The sequence below is a fragment of the Kitasatospora viridis genome, assembly GCF_007829815.1.
Classification (GTDB): Bacteria; Actinomycetota; Actinomycetes; order Streptomycetales; family Streptomycetaceae; genus Kitasatospora; species Kitasatospora viridis.
In genome coordinates, this window is record NZ_VIWT01000001.1 from 3,717,775 (window position 1) to 3,736,180 (window position 18,406).

Here is an 18,406-nt window from a genome sequence, read left to right on the forward strand (position 1 = left end):
GGCCCCGGGCCGGCTGCGGGTGCGTCAGGCGTGGTTGCCCTTGCGGCGGCGGCGCAGCGCCACCAGGGTGCCCGCGCCGAGCGCGATGGCGGCCGCGCCGCTCACCGCCAGCGGCATGCTGTCGCTGCCGCCGCCGGTGTAGGCCAGGCCGGTGCCGGCCGAGTGGGAGGCGCCGGTGCCGTGCACCGACTTGTCGGCGGCCTTGGCGGCGGCCACGGCGGCCGGGGCCGGCACCGGGAGGGCGGCCTGCTGGGCGGCGGCCGCGCTGGCCACCGGGGCGGGGACCGGGGGGTTGGCGGCGGTGCTGCTCGTGCTGCTCGTGCTGCTCGTGCTGCTCGGCGAGTCGCCGGCAGCGGCCGAGCTGCTGGAGGAGGCCGGGGCGGTAGTGGGCGCGGCGGCCTGGATGCCCAGGAAGCCGGTGTTGTCGGGCTGGAGCCGGCCGATCGGGTTGTCGTGGTCGTCCAGCGTGAAGCCCGGGGCCAGCACGTCGACGAACGCCACACCCGGCACCGGGACGTCGGCCGTCACCGAGATCCGCACGGTGAGGTCGATGTAGGAATCGGGGTCCATGAACAGCAGGTCCTCGGGCGAGGCGCCGAACAGGTAGGACGCGGCGGTGTTGCCGGAGCCCCGCAGCGCGGTGACGGTGTGCCACGACCCGTCGGCCCACTGGACCTCGACCTTCTGCTGGGCCAGGTTCAGCGTGCTGCCGGCGATCGGGCCGAGCACCATGCCCGGGGCCAGCGCCACGTTGTGCGGGCCGGGGTTGCTGATCCGCACCGTGAACGCGACCGGCTGGCCGCCGGGGACCAGCGGGCCGCCGGTGATGCCGCGCGAGTTGGTGGAGGCGTCCACGCCGGGCAGGTTGACGGTCGGCCACTCGGACGCGGGGGCCGTCGGCAGCTGGCCGGGCGCGGTGCTCGGGTTCGCCGGGGTGCTGTTGCTCGGGGAGTTGCTGGGCGCCGGCTGGGTCGGCCGCGAGCTGCTGCTCGACGAGGCCGAGGACGACGCCGAGGACGACGCCGAGGACGAGGCGGACTCCGACGGGTGGCCGCTGGGCGCGGCGCTGGCCAGGGTCGGCGCGGCGGTCGGCGCCGGCGTGTCGGCCAGTGCGGCCGGGGCGGCGAGCGCGGCCAGCGCCACGGAGCCGCTCAGGACGGCCGCAGCCGCAAGACGGATGTTCATAAAATCCCCCAAAGCTGACTGATCGTTCGATGAGAAGTTCACAAGATCTCCCGGGGACCATAGCGTCCGCCGGACGGCCGCCGGCAGCCGGGCTCCAGCAGCCGGACTCCGGAAGCCGCACCGGCCACCCCGGGCGGACGGCCGTGCGCGGGCGTCCACCGATGTGGCACGGTTGGCGGACAGGTCCCGGACCCGAGCAGACGAGAGGCACCATGGGCGCGCACGCCACCATCACCGTCCCTTCGCCGGAGCGCATGACCGCCCTCGGGCGGCAGCTGGCCGCACTGCTGCGCCCCGGCGACCTGGTGCTGCTCTCCGGCGAGCTGGGCGCCGGCAAGACCACGCTCACCCGGGGACTGGGCGAGGGACTGGGCGTGCGCGGCGCCGTCACCTCCCCGACCTTCGTGATCGCCCGGGTGCACCCCTCGCTGGTCGGCGGCCCGGCCTTGGTGCACGTGGACGCCTACCGGCTCGGCGGCGGCCTCGACGAGATGGAGGACCTCGACCTGGACGTCTCGCTGCCCGAGTCGGTGGTCGTGGTCGAGTGGGGCGAGGGCAAGGTCGAGGACCTCGCCGAGAGCCGCCTGGAGGTGCGGATCGAGCGCGCGCTGGGCGGCGACGGCCGGCTGGACGCGGACGATCCGGACGCCGATCCGCGCCGGGTGGTGGTCACCGGCCTCGGCGCCCGCTGGGCCGGGGACGCCGGGCTGGCCGCCCTGGCCGCCTGACGGCGCTTCGGGCGGGCCGTTTCGGGTGGACAGGACCCCGATGGCCTGCCGGAAGGTGTTGCGGCCCGGGCGGCGGCCGTGATGGGATGGTCTTTGAAGTTAGGTGACCCTAACTAGGGAGTCGCGATGACCGCCAGCACCCCCGCCGCCGAGCCGACCGGGTCCGTGCCGCAGGCCGAGCCGACGATGCGTCGACTGCTCGCCTCCTGCGCCGCGGCCGCCGCCGTCTGCACCCCGCCGGCCGGCGACGAGCAGCCGACGGACCGTCAGCGGACGGAGGATCAGGAGACCACCAGCACCCGGGTGCCGACCGGGGCGAAGTCCCAGAGCGTCTGACCGTCCTGCCGGGTGGAGCGGATGCCGCCGGTCTTGGCCTTCGGGTCGGCGGCCGGGGTGCTGCCGTCCACCGCCGCGCTGAAACCGAAGACGGTGCCACCCTGCTGGGTGAACCGCACCACGTGCTCGACCGGCCGCCCGTCGGTGCCGTTGGCCGCCGCCGCGCGCGAGTAGACCGTGTAGCTGCCCTGGGCCGGGTTGGCCGAGCCGGGCTCCACCGTGAAGGCGGCCACCACCTGCGGGTCCTTCTTCGGGTCGACCAGCCAGACCTGCTTGGCGGAGATCGAGTAGACCACCCGCCGGGTGCTGCCGACCGCCGCCGCGGAGGGCAGCGGCTCCAGGCTAGGGCCCGGCGCCGCGCTGGCCTGGGCGGACGGCGTGGCGGAGCTCGCGCTCGGACCGGGCTGCGCGGCGACGGCCGTCGCGGCGGTGCCCTCGGCCTGCACGGCGAGCACGGTGACCACCGCGAGCGCGGCCAGGGTCAGGCCCGCGACGACCACCCCAGGACCAGTCTTCGCCACCGTGCGCTCCCGTCTGCTGAAGGACCGTTGCCGGAACCGTCCCTATCGTGCCAGGTTCCCGGAGCCGTTCCCGGCTGCCGCGAACGTGTGTTCCGTGCTGGGACGAATGGTCGGCATCGGGAAGCCGCGGCCGACCCTCTAACCTTGGAGCCGTGCTGCTGCTCGCCTTCGACACCGCTACCCCCGCCGTCACCGCCGCCGTCCACGACGGCGCCGCCGTGCTCGCCGAGACCTACACGGTCGACGCGCGCCGGCACGGCGAACTGCTGCTGCCCGCGATCGGGCAGGTACTGGCCGATGCGGGGGTGGACAAGCGGGAGCTGACGGCGATCGCGGTCGGGGTCGGCCCCGGCCCGTACACCGGGCTGCGGGTCGGCCTGGTCACCGCCGCCGCGCTGGGCCACGCGCTCGGCCTGCCGGTGCACGGCGTGTGCAGCCTGGACGCGATCGCCCACCAGGCCCGCACCGGCGGCCTGACCGGCCCGTTCACCGCGGCCACCGACGCGCGCCGCAAGGAGGTCTACTGGGCCGACTACGACGCGGACGGCCGGCGCACCGCCGGCCCCGCCGTGGACCGGCCCGGCGACCTGGAGGTCCGCACGGCCTCGGTCGGCGCCGGGGCACTGCTCTACCCCGACACCTTCCCCGGCGCGGGCGGCCCCGAGCACCTCTCGGCCGGCGCGCTCGCCGACTTCGCGGTCGCCGAGCTGGCGGCCGGGCGCGAGCTGCTGCCGAACGCGCCGCTCTACCTGCGCCGGCCGGACGCTCAGGTGCCGGCGGGCTACAAGGCCGTGCTGCCGGCGTGAGCGAGCTCACCGAGGGGCGGGGCAGCGGGCCCGGTACGCGCGGCGCGCGGCTCGCGCTGCGGCCGATGCGCTGGTGGGACATCGAACCGGTGATGGAGCTGGAGCACCAGCTCTTCCCGGAGGACGCCTGGTCGCGCGGCATGTACTGGTCCGAGCTGGCCGACGCGCACCAGGGCGGCAGCCGGCACTACACCGTCGCCACCGACGGGGACGGCGCGATCGTCGGCTACGCCGGCCTGATGGCCGTCGGCGCCGAGAGCGACGTGCAGACCATCGCGGTGGCCGAGCAGCAGCAGGGCCGGGGCCTCGGAGCGCTGCTGCTGGAGGACCTGATCGCCGAGTCGGCCCGGCGCGGCTGCGCCGAACTGCTGCTGGAGGTGCGGGTGGACAACACCCGGGCCCAGCGGCTCTACGAGCGGTACGACTTCGCCCCGGTCGGCATCCGCCGCGGCTACTACCAGCCGGCCAACGTCGATGCGCTGGTGATGCGCCTCGACCACCAGACGACGAACCACACCGAGGAAGACCATGGCTGACGAACCGCTCGTCCTGGGCATCGAGACCTCCTGCGACGAGACCGGCGTCGGCATCGTGCGCGGCACCACGCTGCTCGCCGACGCGGTGGCCTCCAGCGTCAACGACCACGCGCGGTTCGGCGGGGTGGTGCCGGAGATCGCCAGCCGGGCCCACCTGGAGGCGATGGTCCCGACCATCCAGCGGGCGCTGGACACCGCCGGGATCAAGGCGAGCGACCTGGACGGCATCGCGGTCACCGCCGGCCCCGGCCTGGCCGGCGCGCTGCTCGTCGGGGTCAGCGCGGCCAAGGCCTACGCCTGGGCCCTGGACAAGCCGCTCTACGGGGTCAACCACCTCGCCTCGCACATCTGCGTGGACCAGCTGGAGCACGGCCGGCTGCCCGAGCCGACCATGGCGCTGCTGGTCTCCGGCGGCCACTCCTCGCTGCTGCTCACCAGCGACATCACCAGCGACGTGCGCCCGCTCGGCGCCACCATCGACGACGCGGCCGGCGAGGCCTTCGACAAGGTGGCCCGGGTGCTGGGCCTGGGCTTCCCCGGCGGCCCGGTGGTGGACCGGATGGCCCGCGAGGGCGACCGCAAGGCGATCCACTTCCCGCGCGGCCTGAGCGGACCGAAGGACCCGGAGTACGACTTCTCGTTCTCCGGCCTGAAGACCGCGGTGGCCCGCTGGGTGGAGGCCAAGCGGCGGGCCGGCGAGGACGTGCCGGTCGCGGACGTCGCGGCCTCCTTCCAGGAGGCGGTCACCGACGTGCTGACCCGCAAGGCGGTCAAGGCCTGCAAGGACAACGACGTGGACCACCTGATGATCGGCGGCGGGGTGGCGGCCAACTCCCGGCTGCGGGCGATGGCCGAGCAGCGCTGCGAGCGGGCCGGCATCCGGCTGCGGGTGCCGCGCCCGGGCCTGTGCACCGACAACGGGGCGATGGTGGCCGCGCTCGGCGCCGAGATGGTGTGGCGCAACCGGGAGCCGTCCGCGCTGGACCTGTCGGCCGACTCCTCGCTGCCGCTCACCGAGGTGTCGATCGCCGCGCCGGTCCACACCGACGTGCACGGCGAGGCGTACCGCGCGCTGGGGAAGTAGCGGTGCGGGCGGCGATGTGGGAGGCCCGGGCCGTCGACGGGCGCGGGGCCGAACTGCTCGGCTGGGCCCGGGAGCGGCTGCTGCCGGCGCTGGCCGGGGCGAGTCGGCTGGAGCTGCTCAGCGCGCCCGGTGACCGGGTGCTGGTGATCGCCTGGTGGCCGGAGGGGGTCCAGCCGGGCGCACCGGTGGAGCCGCCGGCCGAGTTGCTGGCGCGTCCGGTCCACCGCTGGTCCTTCCGCAGCGAGTATGTAGTCTCGGAGCAGCCTGCCGAATCGGACAGGTGACCGCTCGTCAGATCACCAGACAACAGCACCGGGGAGAGCACGGCACCGTGAAGACCGAGTCCAGGAGCCGTGCCACGGCCGTCGCCGCCGGCGCCCTCGCGCTGATCGCCGTGGTGAGCGGCTGCTCCAGCAGCTCGTCCGGCGGCGGGGCCAACGCCGCCCCGGCGCCCACCGGCGCCGCAGCCGACAACCCGTCAGCGGGCGCCTCCCCGGCCGCCCCGGGCAGCCCGGCGGCCGGCGGCGCCGTCTCGGCGGCCGCCTGGGCCAAGTGGAAGCTCCAGCCGCTGCCGGCCCCGCCCGCCCCGCCCGCCGACAAGCCGATCAAGCTCACCAAGACCGGCCAGGTCCCGGTCTTCAGCTCGGTCCCCACCACCGACAAGGTGGTCTTCGTGACCATCGACGACGGGCAGGAGAAGGACCCCAAGTTCATCGACATGATGAACGACCTGAAGATCCCGATCACCATGTTCCTGATGGACGACGCGATCAAGAGCGACTACGGCTACTTCAAGCCGCTGCAGGCCGCCGGCAACTCCATCCAGAACCACACCCTGCACCACCCGGCGATGAGCACCAAGACCTTCGACCAGCAGAAGCAGGAGGTCTGCGGCGACCAGCAGGTGCTGACCAAGGAGTACGGCACCGCGCCGTTCCTGTTCCGCCCGCCCTACGGCGACGGGGCCAACACCGCCAACCTCAACAACGCCGTGCAGCAGTGCGGTCCGCGCGCCGTCGTGCTCTGGCGCGAGACCATGCAGATCCACGACATGCAGTACCAGGGCGCCAAGCAGCTCCACCCTGGCGACATCATCCTGGTCCACTTCCGCGGCCCCAAGGACCTCAAGGGCGAGACCATGACCGAGATGTTCGGCGAACTGCTCAGCCGGATCCAGGAACAGGGCTTCGCGGTGGCCCGCCTGGACGACTACATCCAGCCGCCGAGCTGAGCCGGGGTCAGACCGGCAGCCCGCGCCCCAGGAGCATCATCGGAGCCGTTCCGATCCGGGTGAGCACGATCACCGCGGAGTTCACCCCTTCGGGGCGGAGCTTCTTCCGCAACTCGTCGGGCTCGACGGCGAAGCCGCGCTTCTTGATGGTGAGGGTGCCGAGTTGGCGCTCGCGGACCAGGGCCCTGAGCTTCTTGACGTTGAACGGGAGCACGTCGGTGATCTCGTACGGGGTGGCGAACGGGGTGCGGGTCAGGGTGTCGGAGGTCAGGTAGGCGATGTGCGGGTCGAGCAGGGTGGCGTCGCCGAGGAGTTCGGCGGTCTCGGCGACCAGGTGGGCGCGGATCACGGCGCCGTCCGGCTCGTAGAGGTAGCGGCGGACCGGGCCGGCGGCGACGTCGGGCAGCCGGCCGCCGGTGAGGGTGTGGCCGCCGGGCAGCAGGGTGGCGCGGTGCGGGTGTTCGGCGCCGGTGCCGAACCAGAGGACGGCCTCCTTGACGTCCCCGCCGTCCGAGACCCACTCGGCCTCGGCGTCCTCGGGGACCGCCTCGTGCGGGATGCCGGGGGCCACCTTGAGCGCGCCGAACCGGGCGGAGCGGCCGGCCCCGATCGCCCAGGAGAGCGGCGGGGAGTAGGCCTCGGGGTCGAAGATCCGGCCCCGGGCGCCGCGCCGGGCCGGGTCGGTGAAGACCGCGTCGAAGCCGCTGGTGTCGGTCTCGGTGACGTCCGCGCGGCGCACCTCGATCCGGTCGGCCAGGCCGAGCGCGGCGGCGTTGGCGGCGGCCACCGCGCAGGTGAGCGGGTCCCGGTCGACGGCCAGCACGGAGATGCCGGCCCGGGCCAGCGCGATCGCGTCGCCGCCGATCCCGCCGCACAGGTCGGCCAGCCGGCGCACCCCGAGGGCGGCGAACCGGGCGGCCCGCAGGTCGGCCACGCTGCTCCTGGTCGCCTGTTCGACGCCGTCGGGGGTGAAGAACATCCGCTCGGCGTCCGCGCCGAACTTCGCGCGGGCGCGCTGGCGCAGCCGTTCCTGGCCGATCGCGGCGGACACCAGCTCCGGCGGGTGCGCCCGGCGCAGCCGGGTGGCCGCGGCGAGTTCCGCGTTCGGGGTCAATCCCCGGACCTCGTCCAGGAGTTGGCGTCCCTCGTCGGTGAGCAGTGCGTCGAAGTTCTCGGTGTCCACCAGATGATTGTCCCGGTGGTCCGGCTGGTGAAATCGCCGGGCGCGCCGTTGGCACTCTGGTTGACTGAGTGCTAACCGCCGCCTATGGTCGTTCTTGGCACTCCCCCCTGGGGGAGTGCTAACGCGACGATACCGGTCTGACCCCCGCGACGGCAGGCTCGGAGCTTCGCCCCTACCTGTTAGACAACCCCGTAATCTCCGAAGGGGAGCTCGGACGTGACCACCAGCAGCAAGGTTGCCATCAAGCCGCTTGAGGACCGCATCGTGGTCCAGCCGCTCGACGCCGAGACCACCACGGCCTCCGGCCTGGTTATCCCGGACACCGCCAAGGAGAAGCCCCAGGAGGGCGTCGTCCTGGCCGTCGGCCCGGGCCGCTTCGAGGACGGCCAGCGCCTTCCGCTGGACGTCGCCGTCGGCGACGTCGTCCTGTACTCGAAGTACGGCGGCACCGAGGTGAAGTACCAGGGCGAGGAGTACCTCGTGCTCTCGGCCCGCGACGTTCTCGCCATCATCGAGAAGTAAGCGTCCCGGCGGACCGATAGTCCGTCACCCGGCCCCGCCCCGGATCCGTGTCCGCAAAGACAGGGGCCCGGGGCGCGGCTGTTTGGCTCCACGCACGTCACGTAACGCAGATACCCCGAGGAACGGAATCATGGCGAAGATCCTGCAGTTCGACGAGGACGCCCGCCGCTCGCTGGAGCGCGGTGTCAACAAGCTTGCCGACACCGTCAAGGTGACCATCGGTCCGAAGGGCCGCAACGTCGTCATCGACAAGAAGTTCGGTGCCCCGACCATCACCAACGACGGTGTCACCATCGCCCGCGAGGTCGAGCTGGACGACCCGTACGAGAACCTCGGCGCGCAACTGGTCAAGGAGGTCGCCACCAAGACCAACGACGTCGCGGGTGACGGCACCACCACCGCCACCGTGCTGGCCCAGGCGCTGGTCAACGAGGGTCTGCGCAACGTCGCCGCGGGTGCCGGCCCGGCCGCCCTGAAGAAGGGCATCGACAAGGCCGTCGCCGCCGTCTCCGAGCACCTGCTCTCGGTCGCCCGGGAGATCGAGGGCAAGGACGACGTCGCCGCGGTCGCCAGCCTCTCCGCCCAGGACCCGCAGGTCGGCGAGCTGATCGCCGAGGCGATCGACAAGGTCGGCAAGGACGGTGTCATCACCGTCGAGGAGTCGAACACCTTCGGCGTGGAGCTGGACTTCACCGAGGGCATGCAGTTCGACAAGGGCTACCTGTCGCCGTACTTCGTGACCGACCAGGAGCGCCAGGAGGCGGTCCTGGAGGACCCGTACATCCTGATCAACCAGGGCAAGATCTCCTCGATCCAGGAGCTGCTGCCGCTGCTGGAGAAGGTCCTGCAGGCCGGTGCCTCCAAGCCGCTGCTGATCATCGCCGAGGACGTGGACGGCGAGGCGCTGTCCACCCTGGTGGTCAACAAGATCCGCGGCACCTTCAACGCGGTGGCCGTCAAGGCCCCCGGCTTCGGTGACCGCCGCAAGGCGATCCTGGGCGACCTGGCCACCCTGACCGGCGGCACCGTGATCTCCGAGGAGGTCGGCCTCAAGCTCGACCAGGCCGGTCTGGACGTGCTCGGCACCGCCCGCCGGGTCACCATCACCAAGGACGAGACCACCGTCGTCGACGGTGCCGGTGACTCCGAGGCCGTCGCCGCCCGGGTCGCCCAGATCAAGGCGGAGATCGCCAACACCGACTCCGACTGGGACCGCGAGAAGCTGCAGGAGCGCCTGGCCAAGCTGGCCGGCGGCGTCTGCGTGATCAAGGTCGGCGCCGCCACCGAGGTGGAGCTCAAGGAGCGCAAGCACCGCCTGGAGGACGCCATCTCCGCGACCCGCGCCGCGGTCGAGGAGGGCATCGTGGCCGGCGGTGGCGCCTCGCTGGTGCACGCCGCCAAGGTGCTGGACGGCGGCCTGGGCCTGTCCGGCGACGAGGCGACCGGTGTCGCCGTGGTCCGCAAGGCGCTGCACGAGCCGCTGCGCTGGATCGCCCAGAACGCCGGCCTTGAGGGCTACGTCATCACCCACAAGGTCGCCGAGCTGGAGTCGGGCTTCGGCTTCAACGCCGCCACCGGCGAGTACGGCGACCTGGTGAAGGCCGGCGTCATCGACCCGGTCAAGGTCACCCGCTCGGCGCTGGAGAACGCCGCGTCGATCGCCTCGCTGCTGCTCACCACCGAGACCCTGGTGGTCGAGAAGCCCGAGGACGACGCCGAGGCGGGCCACGGCCACTCGCACGGCGGCCACGGCCACTCGCACTGACGCACGGCACAGCAGGGCAGAGCACGGCTCCGGACGGCCCGGCGCCCCCGCTTCGGCGGGCGGCGCCGGGCCGTCCGGCCGTTCGGCGCGGGCCGTCTACCCTGGGGCGCATGATCGAGGCACGGCATCTGAGGGTCCTCCGCGCGGTGGCGCGCACCGGCTCGTTCTCCGCGGCGGCCCGCGAGCTCGGCTGCACCCAGCCGGCGATCAGTCAGCAGATGAAGGCGCTGGAGAAGGCCGTGGAGCTGCCGCTGGTGGTGCGCTCCGGGCGCGGGGTGCAGCTGAGCGAGGCCGGCGAGGTGCTGCTCAAGCACGCCTCCGGGATCCTGGCCGGGCTGAGCGCCGCCGAGCAGGAGGTGGCCGCGATCGCCGGGCTGCGGGCCGGCCGGGTCCGGCTGGTCTCCTTCCCGACCGCGAGCTCCACCCTGGTGCCGCCGGCCGTCGCCCGGCTGCGGGGCGCCCATCCGGGGGTGCGCGTGTCGCTGGTGGAGGCCGAGCCGCCCGAGTCGCTGGCGATGCTGCGCGGCGGTGAGTGCGAGATCGCGCTGGCCTTCCGCTACCCGGACGGTGCCGGGCCGGCGGTGCCGGCGCACGGGGCCTCCCGGGCGGCCCGGGCCCAGGCGGTGCTGGCGGCGGCCGAGAGCAGTGCCGCCGGGGACTGGTCCGACCTGGTGGTCCGTCCGCTGCTGGACGATCCGATGGTCGGGCTGCTGCCGCCCGGGCACCCGCTGGCCGGCCGGGACGGCGCCGAGCCGGTGCGGCTGGACGAGCTGGCCGGCGAGCAGTGGATCGCGGGCTGCCCGCAGTGCCGCGGGCACCTGGTGGAGCTGTGCGGCCAGGCGGGTTTCGAGCCGCGGATCGACTTCGCCACCGACGACTACCCGGCGGTGGTCGGCCTGGTGGCGGCCGGGCTCGGTGTGGCGGTGCTGCCGGGGCTGGCGCTCTCGGCGGTGCGGCCCGGCACCGTGGCGGCCGTGCCGGTGCACACGGCGGCCGGCGGGCCGGCCCGGCGCGAGGTGGTGGCGCTGACCCTGCCGGACCTGGCCGAGGTGCCGGCCGTCGCGCTCATGCTCGACCGGCTCGCCGAAACGGCGGCCGGTCGGTAGCGGCGGGGGCGCCCGCAAGCAGGAACGTTTCGTCAGGCCCGCCTCACTGACGGACGGTCAGCGGGACCTCGACCGCGCGGTGCCGGGCGCGGCCCTGCAGCTCCTCGCGCTCGTCCTCGGTCAGCCCGCCCCAGACGCCGTACGGCTCGCGGACCGCCAGCGCGTGCGCCGCGCACTGGGTGCGGACCGGGCAGCGCATGCACACCTCCTTGGCGCTCTGCTCGCGCGAACTGCGGGCGGCGCCGCGTTCGCCCTCCGGGTGGAAGAAGAGCGAACTGTCCACGCCGCGGCACGCGGCGGAGAGCTGCCAGTCCCATAGATCAGCGTTCGGACCGGGGAGTCGGGAGAAATCTGCCATGGCTCATTTCCCTTCGAAGAGGGTTCCGTGCGGCGAGGCTGCGAGGCGCCGGGGTGGACACCTGGAAATATGACTTACGGCTGTCTACGGGACAAGTCACCCACAGACTCACGTAACAGTCAATGATCGTACAAAAGCTATAAAAACGGACGAACCGGGCAAGAAGGAAGTCGGCCGGGCTGTGGCAATCGGGTGGCAGCGGTCCGCGGTGGCGCGCTGGGTTGTGCGCCCTCCCCGGTCGATGAGCGCAAAAGAGCGGTGTGCACCCCGCGATGCGGCTGATCAGTGATGGGTCGGCCACGTACAGTGGTGGAGATGGCCCTGAAGGCCGTAACTCATTCGAGTGACGGTCGTTGGAAGTGCGGAGAGTGTTCGTACCAGCCAGGAGGCTCAACGTGACGCGGATCAGCTGCGGAGGACGGTCATGACTTCCGTTCTCGTTTGCGACGATTCACCGCTTGCCCGGGAGGCGCTGCGCCGTGCGGTGGCGACCGTGCCGGGTGTCGACCGGGTGACCACGGCGACCAACGGTGAGGAGGTCCTGCGCCGCTGGGTGGCCGACCGTTCCGACCTCGTACTGATGGACGTCCGGATGCCCGGGCTCGGCGGGGTGGAGACGGTGCGCCGGCTGCTGTCGGCCGACCCCGGCGCCCGGATCATCATGCTCACCGTCGCCGAGGACCTGGACGGGGTGGCCCTCGCGGTGGCCGCCGGCGCCCGCGGGTACCTGCACAAGGACGCCTCCCGGGCGGAACTGCGGGCCACCGTGACCCAGGCGCTGGCCGACCCGACCTGGCGGCTCGCGCCGCGCCGGCTGCGCAGCCCCGACATGGGCGCCGCACCGACCCTGACGGCCCGTGAGATCCAGGTGCTGGAGGGGATGAGCCACGGTCGCAGCAACGCCGAGATCGGTCGTGAGCTGTTCCTCTCCGAGGACACCGTGAAGACCCACGCCCGACGCCTGTTCAAGAAGTTGGGCGCGTCCGACCGGGCGCACGCGGTGGCCCTGGGCTTCCGCTGGGGCCTGGTCCGCTGACGGCGGGCGCACGGGGGAGTCGCGCCCCTTCCCCGGTCGGCCGGGGAGCGGGGCGCGCCGGTTCCCGAACCGGTGGCGATTCACGGGGGAGGGCCTAGGTCGTTCGGCGGTGGAGGCTGCACCATGGAGGGGTGGAGCACGATGGCGGCGGGAGCGGGGGTGGCTCGGTGACGGCGACGGACGACGCGGCAGCGGATAACGTTCCGGTGCACAACTCCGGACGCGGTGCGACGTTTCCCGACTCGACCAGGCACCATGGACCGATGCGTGACGACGAGCCCGACGACGACCGCGGAACGAGCGATCTGCCGTCGGCCGAGCCGGAGCCCCGAACGGGTGGGCGCCGCCGGTCGGCGGGCACGGGGACATCGCCGCTGGTCGCCGAGCTGGTCTCGGCGGCGGTGCGCGGAGAGGGCCCGGCGACTGACGCACTGTTGGCCTACGTCCACCCCCTGGTGCAGCGCTACTGCCGCGGTCGGCTGGTCCGGCTGCCCGGCGGCGCCCGGCACCACGTGGACGACGTGGCCCAGGAGGTCTGCGTGGCGGTGCTCTGCGCGCTGCCGCGCTACCGGGACGAGGGGCGGCCGTTCGAGGCCTTCGTCTACTCCATCGCCGCGCACAAGATCGCCGATCTGCAGCGGGCCGCGATGCGCGGGCCCGGCTCCACGGTGATCCCGCCGGACGACATGCCCGAGGTGCCGGACGAGGCGCTCGGCCCGGAGGAGCGGGCGCTGCTCAGCAGCGACGCGGCCTGGATGCGCGAGCTGCTGTCCAATCTGCCGGCCCGTCAGCGCGAGCTGGTGCTGCTGCGGATCGCCGCCGGACTCTCCGCCGAGGAGACCGGCGAGATGCTCGGCATGTCGCCGGGCGCGGTCCGGGTGGCCCAGCACCGGGCGCTCAGCCGGCTGCGTGCGCTGGCCGAGGAGTCGGCCTGAGGCCGTGACCCCGGGCCGGTGGAATCGGTAGGCCGGGGGCGCGGTTGTCAAGAGGGCGCGTCGCACGCGCTCCGAGTGCCAGTACCATGGGGTATCGGCGCCTGGACAGGTTGCCAAAGATCCGCCCGGATGAGCGGCGTCACCTCGTAGGTTCATCCAAATGGCGGTGCTTCTGGCTCTCCTGCGTGTGCCGGTGAACGCGCCCCGCGACCCTCTGAGGGCGCGCATGGAACGACACGGCCGGCCACGGGAAGGTAGCCCCCCACATGTCTCTCAACGCCGCAGGCGTACCCGAGAAGTTCGCCATGCTCGGACTCACCTACGACGACGTTCTGCTGCTGCCCGGGGAGTCGCACGTCCTGCCCAACCAGGTCGACACCTCGTCGCGGGTCTCCCGCAACGTCCGGATCAACATCCCGCTGCTCTCCGCCGCCATGGACAAGGTCACCGAGTCCCGGATGGCGATCGCCATGGCCCGCCAGGGCGGCGTCGGCGTGCTGCACCGCAACCTGTCGATCGAGGACCAGGCCAACCAGGTCGACCTGGTGAAGCGCTCCGAGTCCGGCATGGTCACCGACCCGATCACGGTCGGCCCCGAGACCACGCTGGCCGAGGCCGACGCGCTCTGCGCCAAGTTCCGGATCAGCGGCGTGCCGGTCGCCGACCCGGACGGCAAGCTGCTGGGCATCGTGACCAACCGCGACATGGCCTTCGAGTCCAACCGGTCGATCCTGGTCCGCGACATCATGACCCCGATGCCGCTGATCACCGGCAAGGTCGGGATCTCCGGCGAGGAGGCCATCGGCCTGCTGCGCCGGCACAAGATCGAGAAGCTCCCGCTGGTCGACGACCAGGGCCGGATCAAGGGCCTGATCACGGTCAAGGACTTCGTCAAGGCCGAGAAGTACCCCAACGCCGCCAAGGACTCCGAGGGCCGGCTGCTGGTCGCGGCCGCCGTCGGCGCCAGCGCCGAGGCCTTCGACCGGGCCCAGGCGCTGGTCGAGGCGGGCGTGGACTTCCTGGTGGTGGACACCTCGCACGGCCACAGCCACAACGCGCTGGACTGGATCGCCAAGATCAAGTCCGCCGTGCGGGTCGACGTGGTCGGCGGCAACGTGGCCACCCGGGACGGCGCCCAGGCGCTGATCGACGCCGGCGTGGACGGCGTCAAGGTCGGCGTCGGCCCCGGCTCGATCTGCACCACCCGGGTGGTCGCCGGCATCGGCGTGCCCCAGGTCACCGCGATCTACGAGGCCGCGCTGGCCTGCCGGGAGGCCGGCGTGCCGGTGATCGGCGACGGCGGCCTGCAGTACTCCGGCGACATCGGCAAGGCGCTGGCCGCCGGCGCCGACACGGTGATGCTCGGCTCGCTGCTGGCCGGCTGCGAGGAGTCGCCCGGCGAGCTGCTCTTCATCAACGGCAAGCAGTTCAAGTCCTACCGCGGCATGGGCTCGCTGGGCGCGATGCAGACCCGCGGCCAGGCCAAGTCCTTCTCCAAGGACCGCTACTTCCAGGGCGAGGTCAGCTCCGACGAGAAGCTGATCGCCGAGGGCATCGAGGGCCAGGTGCCCTACCGCGGCCCGCTGTCCGCCGTGCTCTACCAGCTGGTCGGCGGCCTGCGCCAGACCATGGGCTACGTCGGCGCGGCCACCGTCGCGGAGATGGAGTCCAAGGGCCGGTTCGTCCGGATCACCTCGGCGGGCCTCAAGGAGAGCCACCCGCACGACATCCAGATGACCGTCGAGGCGCCGAACTACACCAGCCGCTGAGCTGACGCGAAGGCCCGCCACCAACCCGGTGGCGGGCCTTCGCGCGTCCGTCCGGGATACTGGTGGGCGTTCGTGAGCAGCACAGCAGAGAGGCTCGAAGTGACTGAGATCGAGATCGGGCGAGGCAAGCGCGGCCGCCGGGCGTACTCCTTCGACGACATCGCCGTCGTCCCCAGCCGCCGCACCCGGGACCCGAAGGAGGTCTCGATCGCCTGGCAGATCGACGCCTACCGCTTCGAGCTGCCGTTCCTGGCGGCCCCGATGGACAGCGTGGTCTCGCCGGCGCAGGCCATCGCGATCGGCAAGCTGGGCGGCCTCGGGGTGCTCAACCTGGAAGGCCTGTGGACCCGGTACGAGGACCCGCAGCCGCTGCTCGACGAGATCGCGGAGATCCCGGACGAGGCCGCCGCGACCCGCCGCCTCCAGGAGATCTACGCCGCGCCGATCCAGGCCGAGCTGATCGGCCGTCGGATCAAGGAGGTGCGCGAGTCCGGCGTGGTGACCGCCGCCGCGCTCTCCCCGCAGCGCACCGCCGAGTTCTCCAAGGCCGTGGTCGACGCCGGCGTCGACGTCTTCGTGATCCGCGGCACCACGGTCTCCGCCGAGCACGTCTCCGGTGCCGCCGAGCCGCTCAACCTCAAGCAGTTCATCTACGAGCTCGACGTGCCGGTGATCGTCGGCGGCTGCGCCACCTACACCGCCGCGCTGCACCTGATGCGCACCGGCGCGGCCGGCGTGCTGGTCGGCTTCGGCGGCGGCGCCGCCCACACCACCCGCAACGTGCTGGGCATCCAGGTGCCGATGGCCACCGCGGTCGCCGACGTGGCCGCCGCCCGCCGCGACTACATGGACGAGTCCGGCGGCCGCTACGTGCACGTGATCGCCGACGGCGGCGTGGGCTACAGCGGTGACATCGCCAAGGCGGTGGCCTGCGGCGCCGACGCGGTGATGATCGGCGCCGCGCTGGCCCGGGCCACCGACGCGCCCGGCAAGGGCCACCACTGGGGCATGGAGGCGGTCCACGAGGAGCTGCCGCGCGGCAAGCGGGTCAACCTGGGCACCGTCGGCACCACCGAGGAGATCCTCACCGGCCCCTCGCACACCCCGGACGGCACGATGAACCTGTTCGGCGCGCTGCGCCGGGCGATGGCCACCACCGGCTACTCCGAGCTCAAGGAGTTCCAGCGGGTCGAGGTCACGGTCAGCACCCGCTGAACCGGAAGCTGAACCACCGTCAGCCGGGGTGCCGTCCGAGAGGCGGAACCCCGGCTGACGGTTATTTCGGGGTCGCGTGAACAGGACCGCGCGGCACAGGGGATGATGGGGGTTCGACCGTTCCGCAGGTCCGCGCGCCGCGAGCGGACGGTCCGTCACCTGACCGGCAGCAGCACATGGGGGAACGCCCGAGATGACCCAGCCGCAGGGCACGTCCGGCCGAGTCCTGGCCGATCGTTACCGACTCGATTCGGTGCTCGGCAGCGGGGGCATGGGCACCGTCTGGAAGGCCGAGGACGAGATGCTCGGCCGCATCGTGGCGGTCAAGGAACTGCGGATGCACGGCGGCGTGGACGAGGACGAGCGGCACCGGCTGATCGTCCGCACGCTGCGCGAGGCCAAGGCCACCGCCCGGATCCGGCACACCGCCGCCGTCACCGTCTTCGACGTGGTCGAGGAGGACGACCGGCCGTGGATCGTGATGGAGCTGGTCGACGGGCGCTCGCTCGCCGAGGTGGTCAAGCAGGACGGGCCGGTCACCCCCGTGCGGGCCGCCGAGATCGGACTGGAACTGCTCGGAGTGCTCGGCGCGGCGCACGCCCAGGGCATCCTGCACCGCGACGTCAAGCCGTCCAACGTGCTGATCGGCGAGGACGGCCGGGTGGTGCTCACCGACTTCGGCATCGCCAGCGTCGAGGGCGACGCCTCCGTCACCTCCACCGGGATGCTGGTCGGCGCGCCCTCGTACATCTCGCCCGAGCGGGCCCGCGGCCAGAAGCCCGGGCCGCCCGCCGACCTCTGGTCGCTCGGCGGCACGCTCTACGCCGCCCTGGAGGGCAAGCCGCCCTACGACCGGGGCTCCGCGCTGGCCACCCTCACCGCCGTGATGACCGAGGAACTCCCGCCGGCCGCCAACGCCGGGCCGCTGCAGCCGGTGATCGCGGGCCTGCTGGAGAAGGACCCGGCCAAGCGGCTGGACGCCTCCGCCACCCGCTCGATGCTCAAGCGGATCATCGCCGGCTCCACCCTGCGGGCCGAGTCCACCACCCAGACGGCGGTCGCCGCGACCGCCGCCACGGCCGAGCAGCCGGCCGTCGACGGTGCGGTGGAGCAGGCCGCCGGGCCGAAGAAGCCCAAGAAGCCGAAGAAGGCGACCGAGAAGATACCCGGGCTCAGCACCGTGCGGGTGGGCAGCACCGCGGCCGCCGCCGAGGAGCCCGCCGCCCCGGCACCGGCGCCCGCACCCGCGGCGCAGGCGCACGGCGGCTGGACCCGCAGCGCCACCCTCGGCGCCGCCCGCCGCTGGTCGAAGCGGCGTCAACTCCTGGTCGCCGTCCTCGTCCTGGTCCTGCTGGTGGCCGGCGGGGTGTGGATCGCCGCGGCCCAGGGCTCGGGCGACGACTCCCGGGCCAAGCCCGGCTCGGACAGCACCAAGGCGGCCGGCTCGGTGGCCGCCGCCCCCGCCACCGGCGCGGCGCCCAGCAGCCCCACCGCCGCGAGCAGCGGCCCCGCCCCGTCCGGCCCCGCCGCCCCCGGCACGGCCCCCGCCGGCGGCGCCCCCTCCAGCCCCGCCGCCGCGAGCAGCCCCGCGGCGCCCAGCAGCGCGGCGCCCGCCAGCCTCCAGGCGCCGCCGGCCGGCCCGACGGTGCCGGCCGGGTACCAGCTCTACACCGACCCCGCCGGGTTCAGCCTCCAACTGCCGAGCTGGCTGGCCTACGACGCGGCCGCCTCCGGCCCGGACAGCCACGTGCTCTCCGGCAACAACGTGCGGCTGCAGATCGACTGGACCGACCACCCCGGCACCAGCGCGGTCGGGGCCTGGCAGGCCGAGGAGGGGCAGGTCGCCCCGACCCTGACGAACTACCACCGGATCCAGCTGCAGACGGTCACCGGCTGGCGGTGGAGCAACGCCGCCGACTGGGAGTGGACCTTCGGCACGGGAACCGTCAAGCACTCGCTGAACCGGGGGTTCGTCACCGGGAAGTACGGCTACGCGCTCTACTGGACCGCGAACGACAGCGACTGGAACTCCGCCGACCTCAGCCAGGCCCGGCAGACCGCGTTCGACAGCTTCCAGCCGGCGAACTGAG

General features: G+C 73.2%; 20 protein-coding genes. 16 read left to right on the forward strand and 4 right to left on the reverse strand.

Annotated features, from left to right (window positions below; all coding sequences use genetic code 11):
• Positions 1-24 precede the first annotated feature (24 nt).
• The gene (locus FHX73_RS16690) at positions 25-855 is read right to left on the reverse strand and encodes an LPXTG cell wall anchor domain-containing protein (RefSeq protein WP_145905751.1); all 831 of its coding nucleotides are present in this window, start codon (positions 853-855) and stop codon (positions 25-27) included.
• Positions 856-865: 10 nt separating this feature from the next.
• Here FHX73_RS16690 and FHX73_RS16695 point away from each other — a divergent pair, with 10 nt between their 5' ends.
• From FHX73_RS16695 to FHX73_RS16705, 3 genes are all read left to right on the forward strand, one after another.
• On the forward strand, positions 866-1,207 hold the full coding sequence (locus FHX73_RS16695; RefSeq protein WP_145905752.1) for a hypothetical protein: 342 nt from the start codon (positions 866-868) through the stop codon (positions 1,205-1,207).
• A gap of 190 nt (positions 1,208-1,397) precedes the next feature.
• Positions 1,398-1,913 carry a tRNA (adenosine(37)-N6)-threonylcarbamoyltransferase complex ATPase subunit type 1 TsaE gene (gene tsaE, locus FHX73_RS16700; RefSeq protein ID WP_145905753.1) on the forward strand — a complete coding sequence of 172 codons (516 nt, stop codon included), beginning with the start codon at positions 1,398-1,400 and terminating at the stop codon, positions 1,911-1,913.
• 126 nt (positions 1,914-2,039) lie between these two features.
• The gene (locus tag FHX73_RS16705; RefSeq protein WP_145905754.1) at positions 2,040-2,249 is read left to right on the forward strand and encodes a hypothetical protein; all 210 of its coding nucleotides are present in this window, start codon (positions 2,040-2,042) and stop codon (positions 2,247-2,249) included.
• On the opposite strand, the gene FHX73_RS16710 is transcribed toward FHX73_RS16705, so the two are convergent.
• Complete coding sequence (locus FHX73_RS16710; RefSeq protein WP_145905755.1) at positions 2,195-2,770, reverse strand: L,D-transpeptidase; 576 nt, start codon at positions 2,768-2,770, stop codon at positions 2,195-2,197. The genes FHX73_RS16705 and FHX73_RS16710 overlap by 55 nt on opposite strands.
• 152 nt (positions 2,771-2,922) lie before the next feature.
• Between FHX73_RS16710 and tsaB the strand changes: the two genes are divergently transcribed.
• Genes tsaB through FHX73_RS16735 form a run of 5 tightly spaced genes read left to right on the forward strand, consistent with a single transcriptional unit; the run spans position 2,923 to position 6,427 of the window.
• Positions 2,923-3,576 (forward strand): tRNA (adenosine(37)-N6)-threonylcarbamoyltransferase complex dimerization subunit type 1 TsaB, encoded by a 654-nt coding sequence (gene tsaB / locus FHX73_RS16715; protein WP_145905756.1) that lies wholly within the window; start codon positions 2,923-2,925, stop codon positions 3,574-3,576.
• On the forward strand, positions 3,573-4,112 hold the full coding sequence (gene rimI / locus FHX73_RS16720; protein ID WP_425461389.1) for a ribosomal protein S18-alanine N-acetyltransferase: 540 nt from the start codon (positions 3,573-3,575) through the stop codon (positions 4,110-4,112). The genes tsaB and rimI overlap by 4 nt, the downstream gene beginning before the upstream one ends.
• Positions 4,105-5,196, forward strand: a complete 1,092-nt coding sequence (tsaD, locus tag FHX73_RS16725) for a tRNA (adenosine(37)-N6)-threonylcarbamoyltransferase complex transferase subunit TsaD (RefSeq protein WP_246213564.1) — start codon at positions 4,105-4,107, stop codon at positions 5,194-5,196. Before rimI ends, tsaD begins: the two co-directional genes overlap by 8 nt.
• Before the next feature lie 2 nt (positions 5,197-5,198).
• On the forward strand, positions 5,199-5,480 hold the full coding sequence (locus FHX73_RS16730; protein ID WP_425461390.1) for a hypothetical protein: 282 nt from the start codon (positions 5,199-5,201) through the stop codon (positions 5,478-5,480).
• Positions 5,477-6,427, forward strand: coding sequence for a polysaccharide deacetylase family protein (locus FHX73_RS16735; RefSeq protein ID WP_246213565.1), 951 nt, complete (start codon positions 5,477-5,479; stop codon positions 6,425-6,427). The genes FHX73_RS16730 and FHX73_RS16735 overlap by 4 nt, the downstream gene beginning before the upstream one ends.
• 7 nt (positions 6,428-6,434) lie before the next feature.
• Here the strand turns inward: FHX73_RS16735 and FHX73_RS16740 are convergent, their stop codons facing one another.
• Entirely contained in the window at positions 6,435-7,610 is a 1,176-nt protein-coding gene (locus FHX73_RS16740; RefSeq protein WP_145905757.1) for a THUMP-like domain-containing protein, read from the reverse strand.
• A 216-nt stretch (positions 7,611-7,826) separates the two neighbouring features.
• Here FHX73_RS16740 and groES point away from each other — a divergent pair, with 216 nt between their 5' ends.
• From groES to FHX73_RS16755, 3 genes are all read left to right on the forward strand, one after another.
• Entirely contained in the window at positions 7,827-8,132 is a 306-nt protein-coding gene (gene groES / locus FHX73_RS16745; protein WP_110670585.1) for a co-chaperone GroES, read from the forward strand.
• A 130-nt stretch (positions 8,133-8,262) separates the two neighbouring features.
• On the forward strand, positions 8,263-9,897 hold the full coding sequence (gene groL, locus FHX73_RS16750; protein WP_145905758.1) for a chaperonin GroEL: 1,635 nt from the start codon (positions 8,263-8,265) through the stop codon (positions 9,895-9,897).
• 110 nt (positions 9,898-10,007) lie between these two features.
• Entirely contained in the window at positions 10,008-11,003 is a 996-nt protein-coding gene (locus tag FHX73_RS16755) for a LysR family transcriptional regulator (protein ID WP_145905759.1), read from the forward strand.
• Between the two features lie 43 nt (positions 11,004-11,046).
• Here the strand turns inward: FHX73_RS16755 and FHX73_RS16760 are convergent, their stop codons facing one another.
• Positions 11,047-11,361 (reverse strand): WhiB family transcriptional regulator, encoded by a 315-nt coding sequence (locus FHX73_RS16760; RefSeq protein WP_145905760.1) that lies wholly within the window; start codon positions 11,359-11,361, stop codon positions 11,047-11,049.
• Positions 11,362-11,785: 424 nt separating this feature from the next.
• Between FHX73_RS16760 and FHX73_RS16765 the strand changes: the two genes are divergently transcribed.
• The 5 genes from FHX73_RS16765 to FHX73_RS16785 all read left to right on the forward strand — a co-directional run bounded on the left by FHX73_RS16765 (position 11,786) and on the right by FHX73_RS16785 (position 18,405).
• Positions 11,786-12,397: a response regulator transcription factor gene (locus FHX73_RS16765; RefSeq protein WP_014136228.1), complete on the forward strand. Its 612-nt coding sequence runs from the start codon at positions 11,786-11,788 to the stop codon at positions 12,395-12,397.
• A 263-nt stretch (positions 12,398-12,660) separates the two neighbouring features.
• A complete protein-coding gene (gene shbA / locus FHX73_RS16770; RefSeq protein WP_145905761.1) occupies positions 12,661-13,332 on the forward strand; it encodes an RNA polymerase sigma factor ShbA in 672 nt (223 codons plus the stop codon).
• 266 nt (positions 13,333-13,598) lie between these two features.
• Positions 13,599-15,101, forward strand: a complete 1,503-nt coding sequence (gene guaB, locus FHX73_RS16775; RefSeq protein ID WP_145905762.1) for an IMP dehydrogenase — start codon at positions 13,599-13,601, stop codon at positions 15,099-15,101.
• A gap of 99 nt (positions 15,102-15,200) precedes the next feature.
• Positions 15,201-16,316, forward strand: coding sequence for a GuaB3 family IMP dehydrogenase-related protein (locus tag FHX73_RS16780; RefSeq protein ID WP_145905763.1), 1,116 nt, complete (start codon positions 15,201-15,203; stop codon positions 16,314-16,316).
• A 193-nt stretch (positions 16,317-16,509) separates the two neighbouring features.
• Positions 16,510-18,405 carry a serine/threonine-protein kinase gene (locus tag FHX73_RS16785; RefSeq protein WP_145905764.1) on the forward strand — a complete coding sequence of 632 codons (1,896 nt, stop codon included), beginning with the start codon at positions 16,510-16,512 and terminating at the stop codon, positions 18,403-18,405.
• The last annotated feature ends 1 nt before the right edge of the window (position 18,406 follow it).

Excerpts from the sequence above, each read along its gene's own strand:
- tsaE (WP_145905753.1), top strand. The coding sequence starts at position 1,398 with ATGGGCGCGCACGCCACCATCACCGTCCCTTCGCCGGAGCGCATGACC.
- FHX73_RS16705 (WP_145905754.1), top strand. The coding sequence starts at position 2,040 with ATGACCGCCAGCACCCCCGCCGCCGAGCCGACCGGGTCCGTGCCGCAG.
- tsaD (WP_246213564.1), top strand. The coding sequence starts at position 4,105 with ATGGCTGACGAACCGCTCGTCCTGGGCATCGAGACCTCCTGCGACGAG.
- groL (WP_145905758.1), top strand. The coding sequence starts at position 8,263 with ATGGCGAAGATCCTGCAGTTCGACGAGGACGCCCGCCGCTCGCTGGAG.
- FHX73_RS16755 (WP_145905759.1), top strand. The coding sequence starts at position 10,008 with ATGATCGAGGCACGGCATCTGAGGGTCCTCCGCGCGGTGGCGCGCACC.
- FHX73_RS16760 (WP_145905760.1), bottom strand. The coding sequence starts at position 11,361 with ATGGCAGATTTCTCCCGACTCCCCGGTCCGAACGCTGATCTATGGGAC.
- FHX73_RS16765 (WP_014136228.1), top strand. The coding sequence starts at position 11,786 with ATGACTTCCGTTCTCGTTTGCGACGATTCACCGCTTGCCCGGGAGGCG.
- shbA (WP_145905761.1), top strand. The coding sequence starts at position 12,661 with ATGCGTGACGACGAGCCCGACGACGACCGCGGAACGAGCGATCTGCCG.
- guaB (WP_145905762.1), top strand. The coding sequence starts at position 13,599 with ATGTCTCTCAACGCCGCAGGCGTACCCGAGAAGTTCGCCATGCTCGGA.
- FHX73_RS16785 (WP_145905764.1), top strand. The coding sequence starts at position 16,510 with ATGACCCAGCCGCAGGGCACGTCCGGCCGAGTCCTGGCCGATCGTTAC.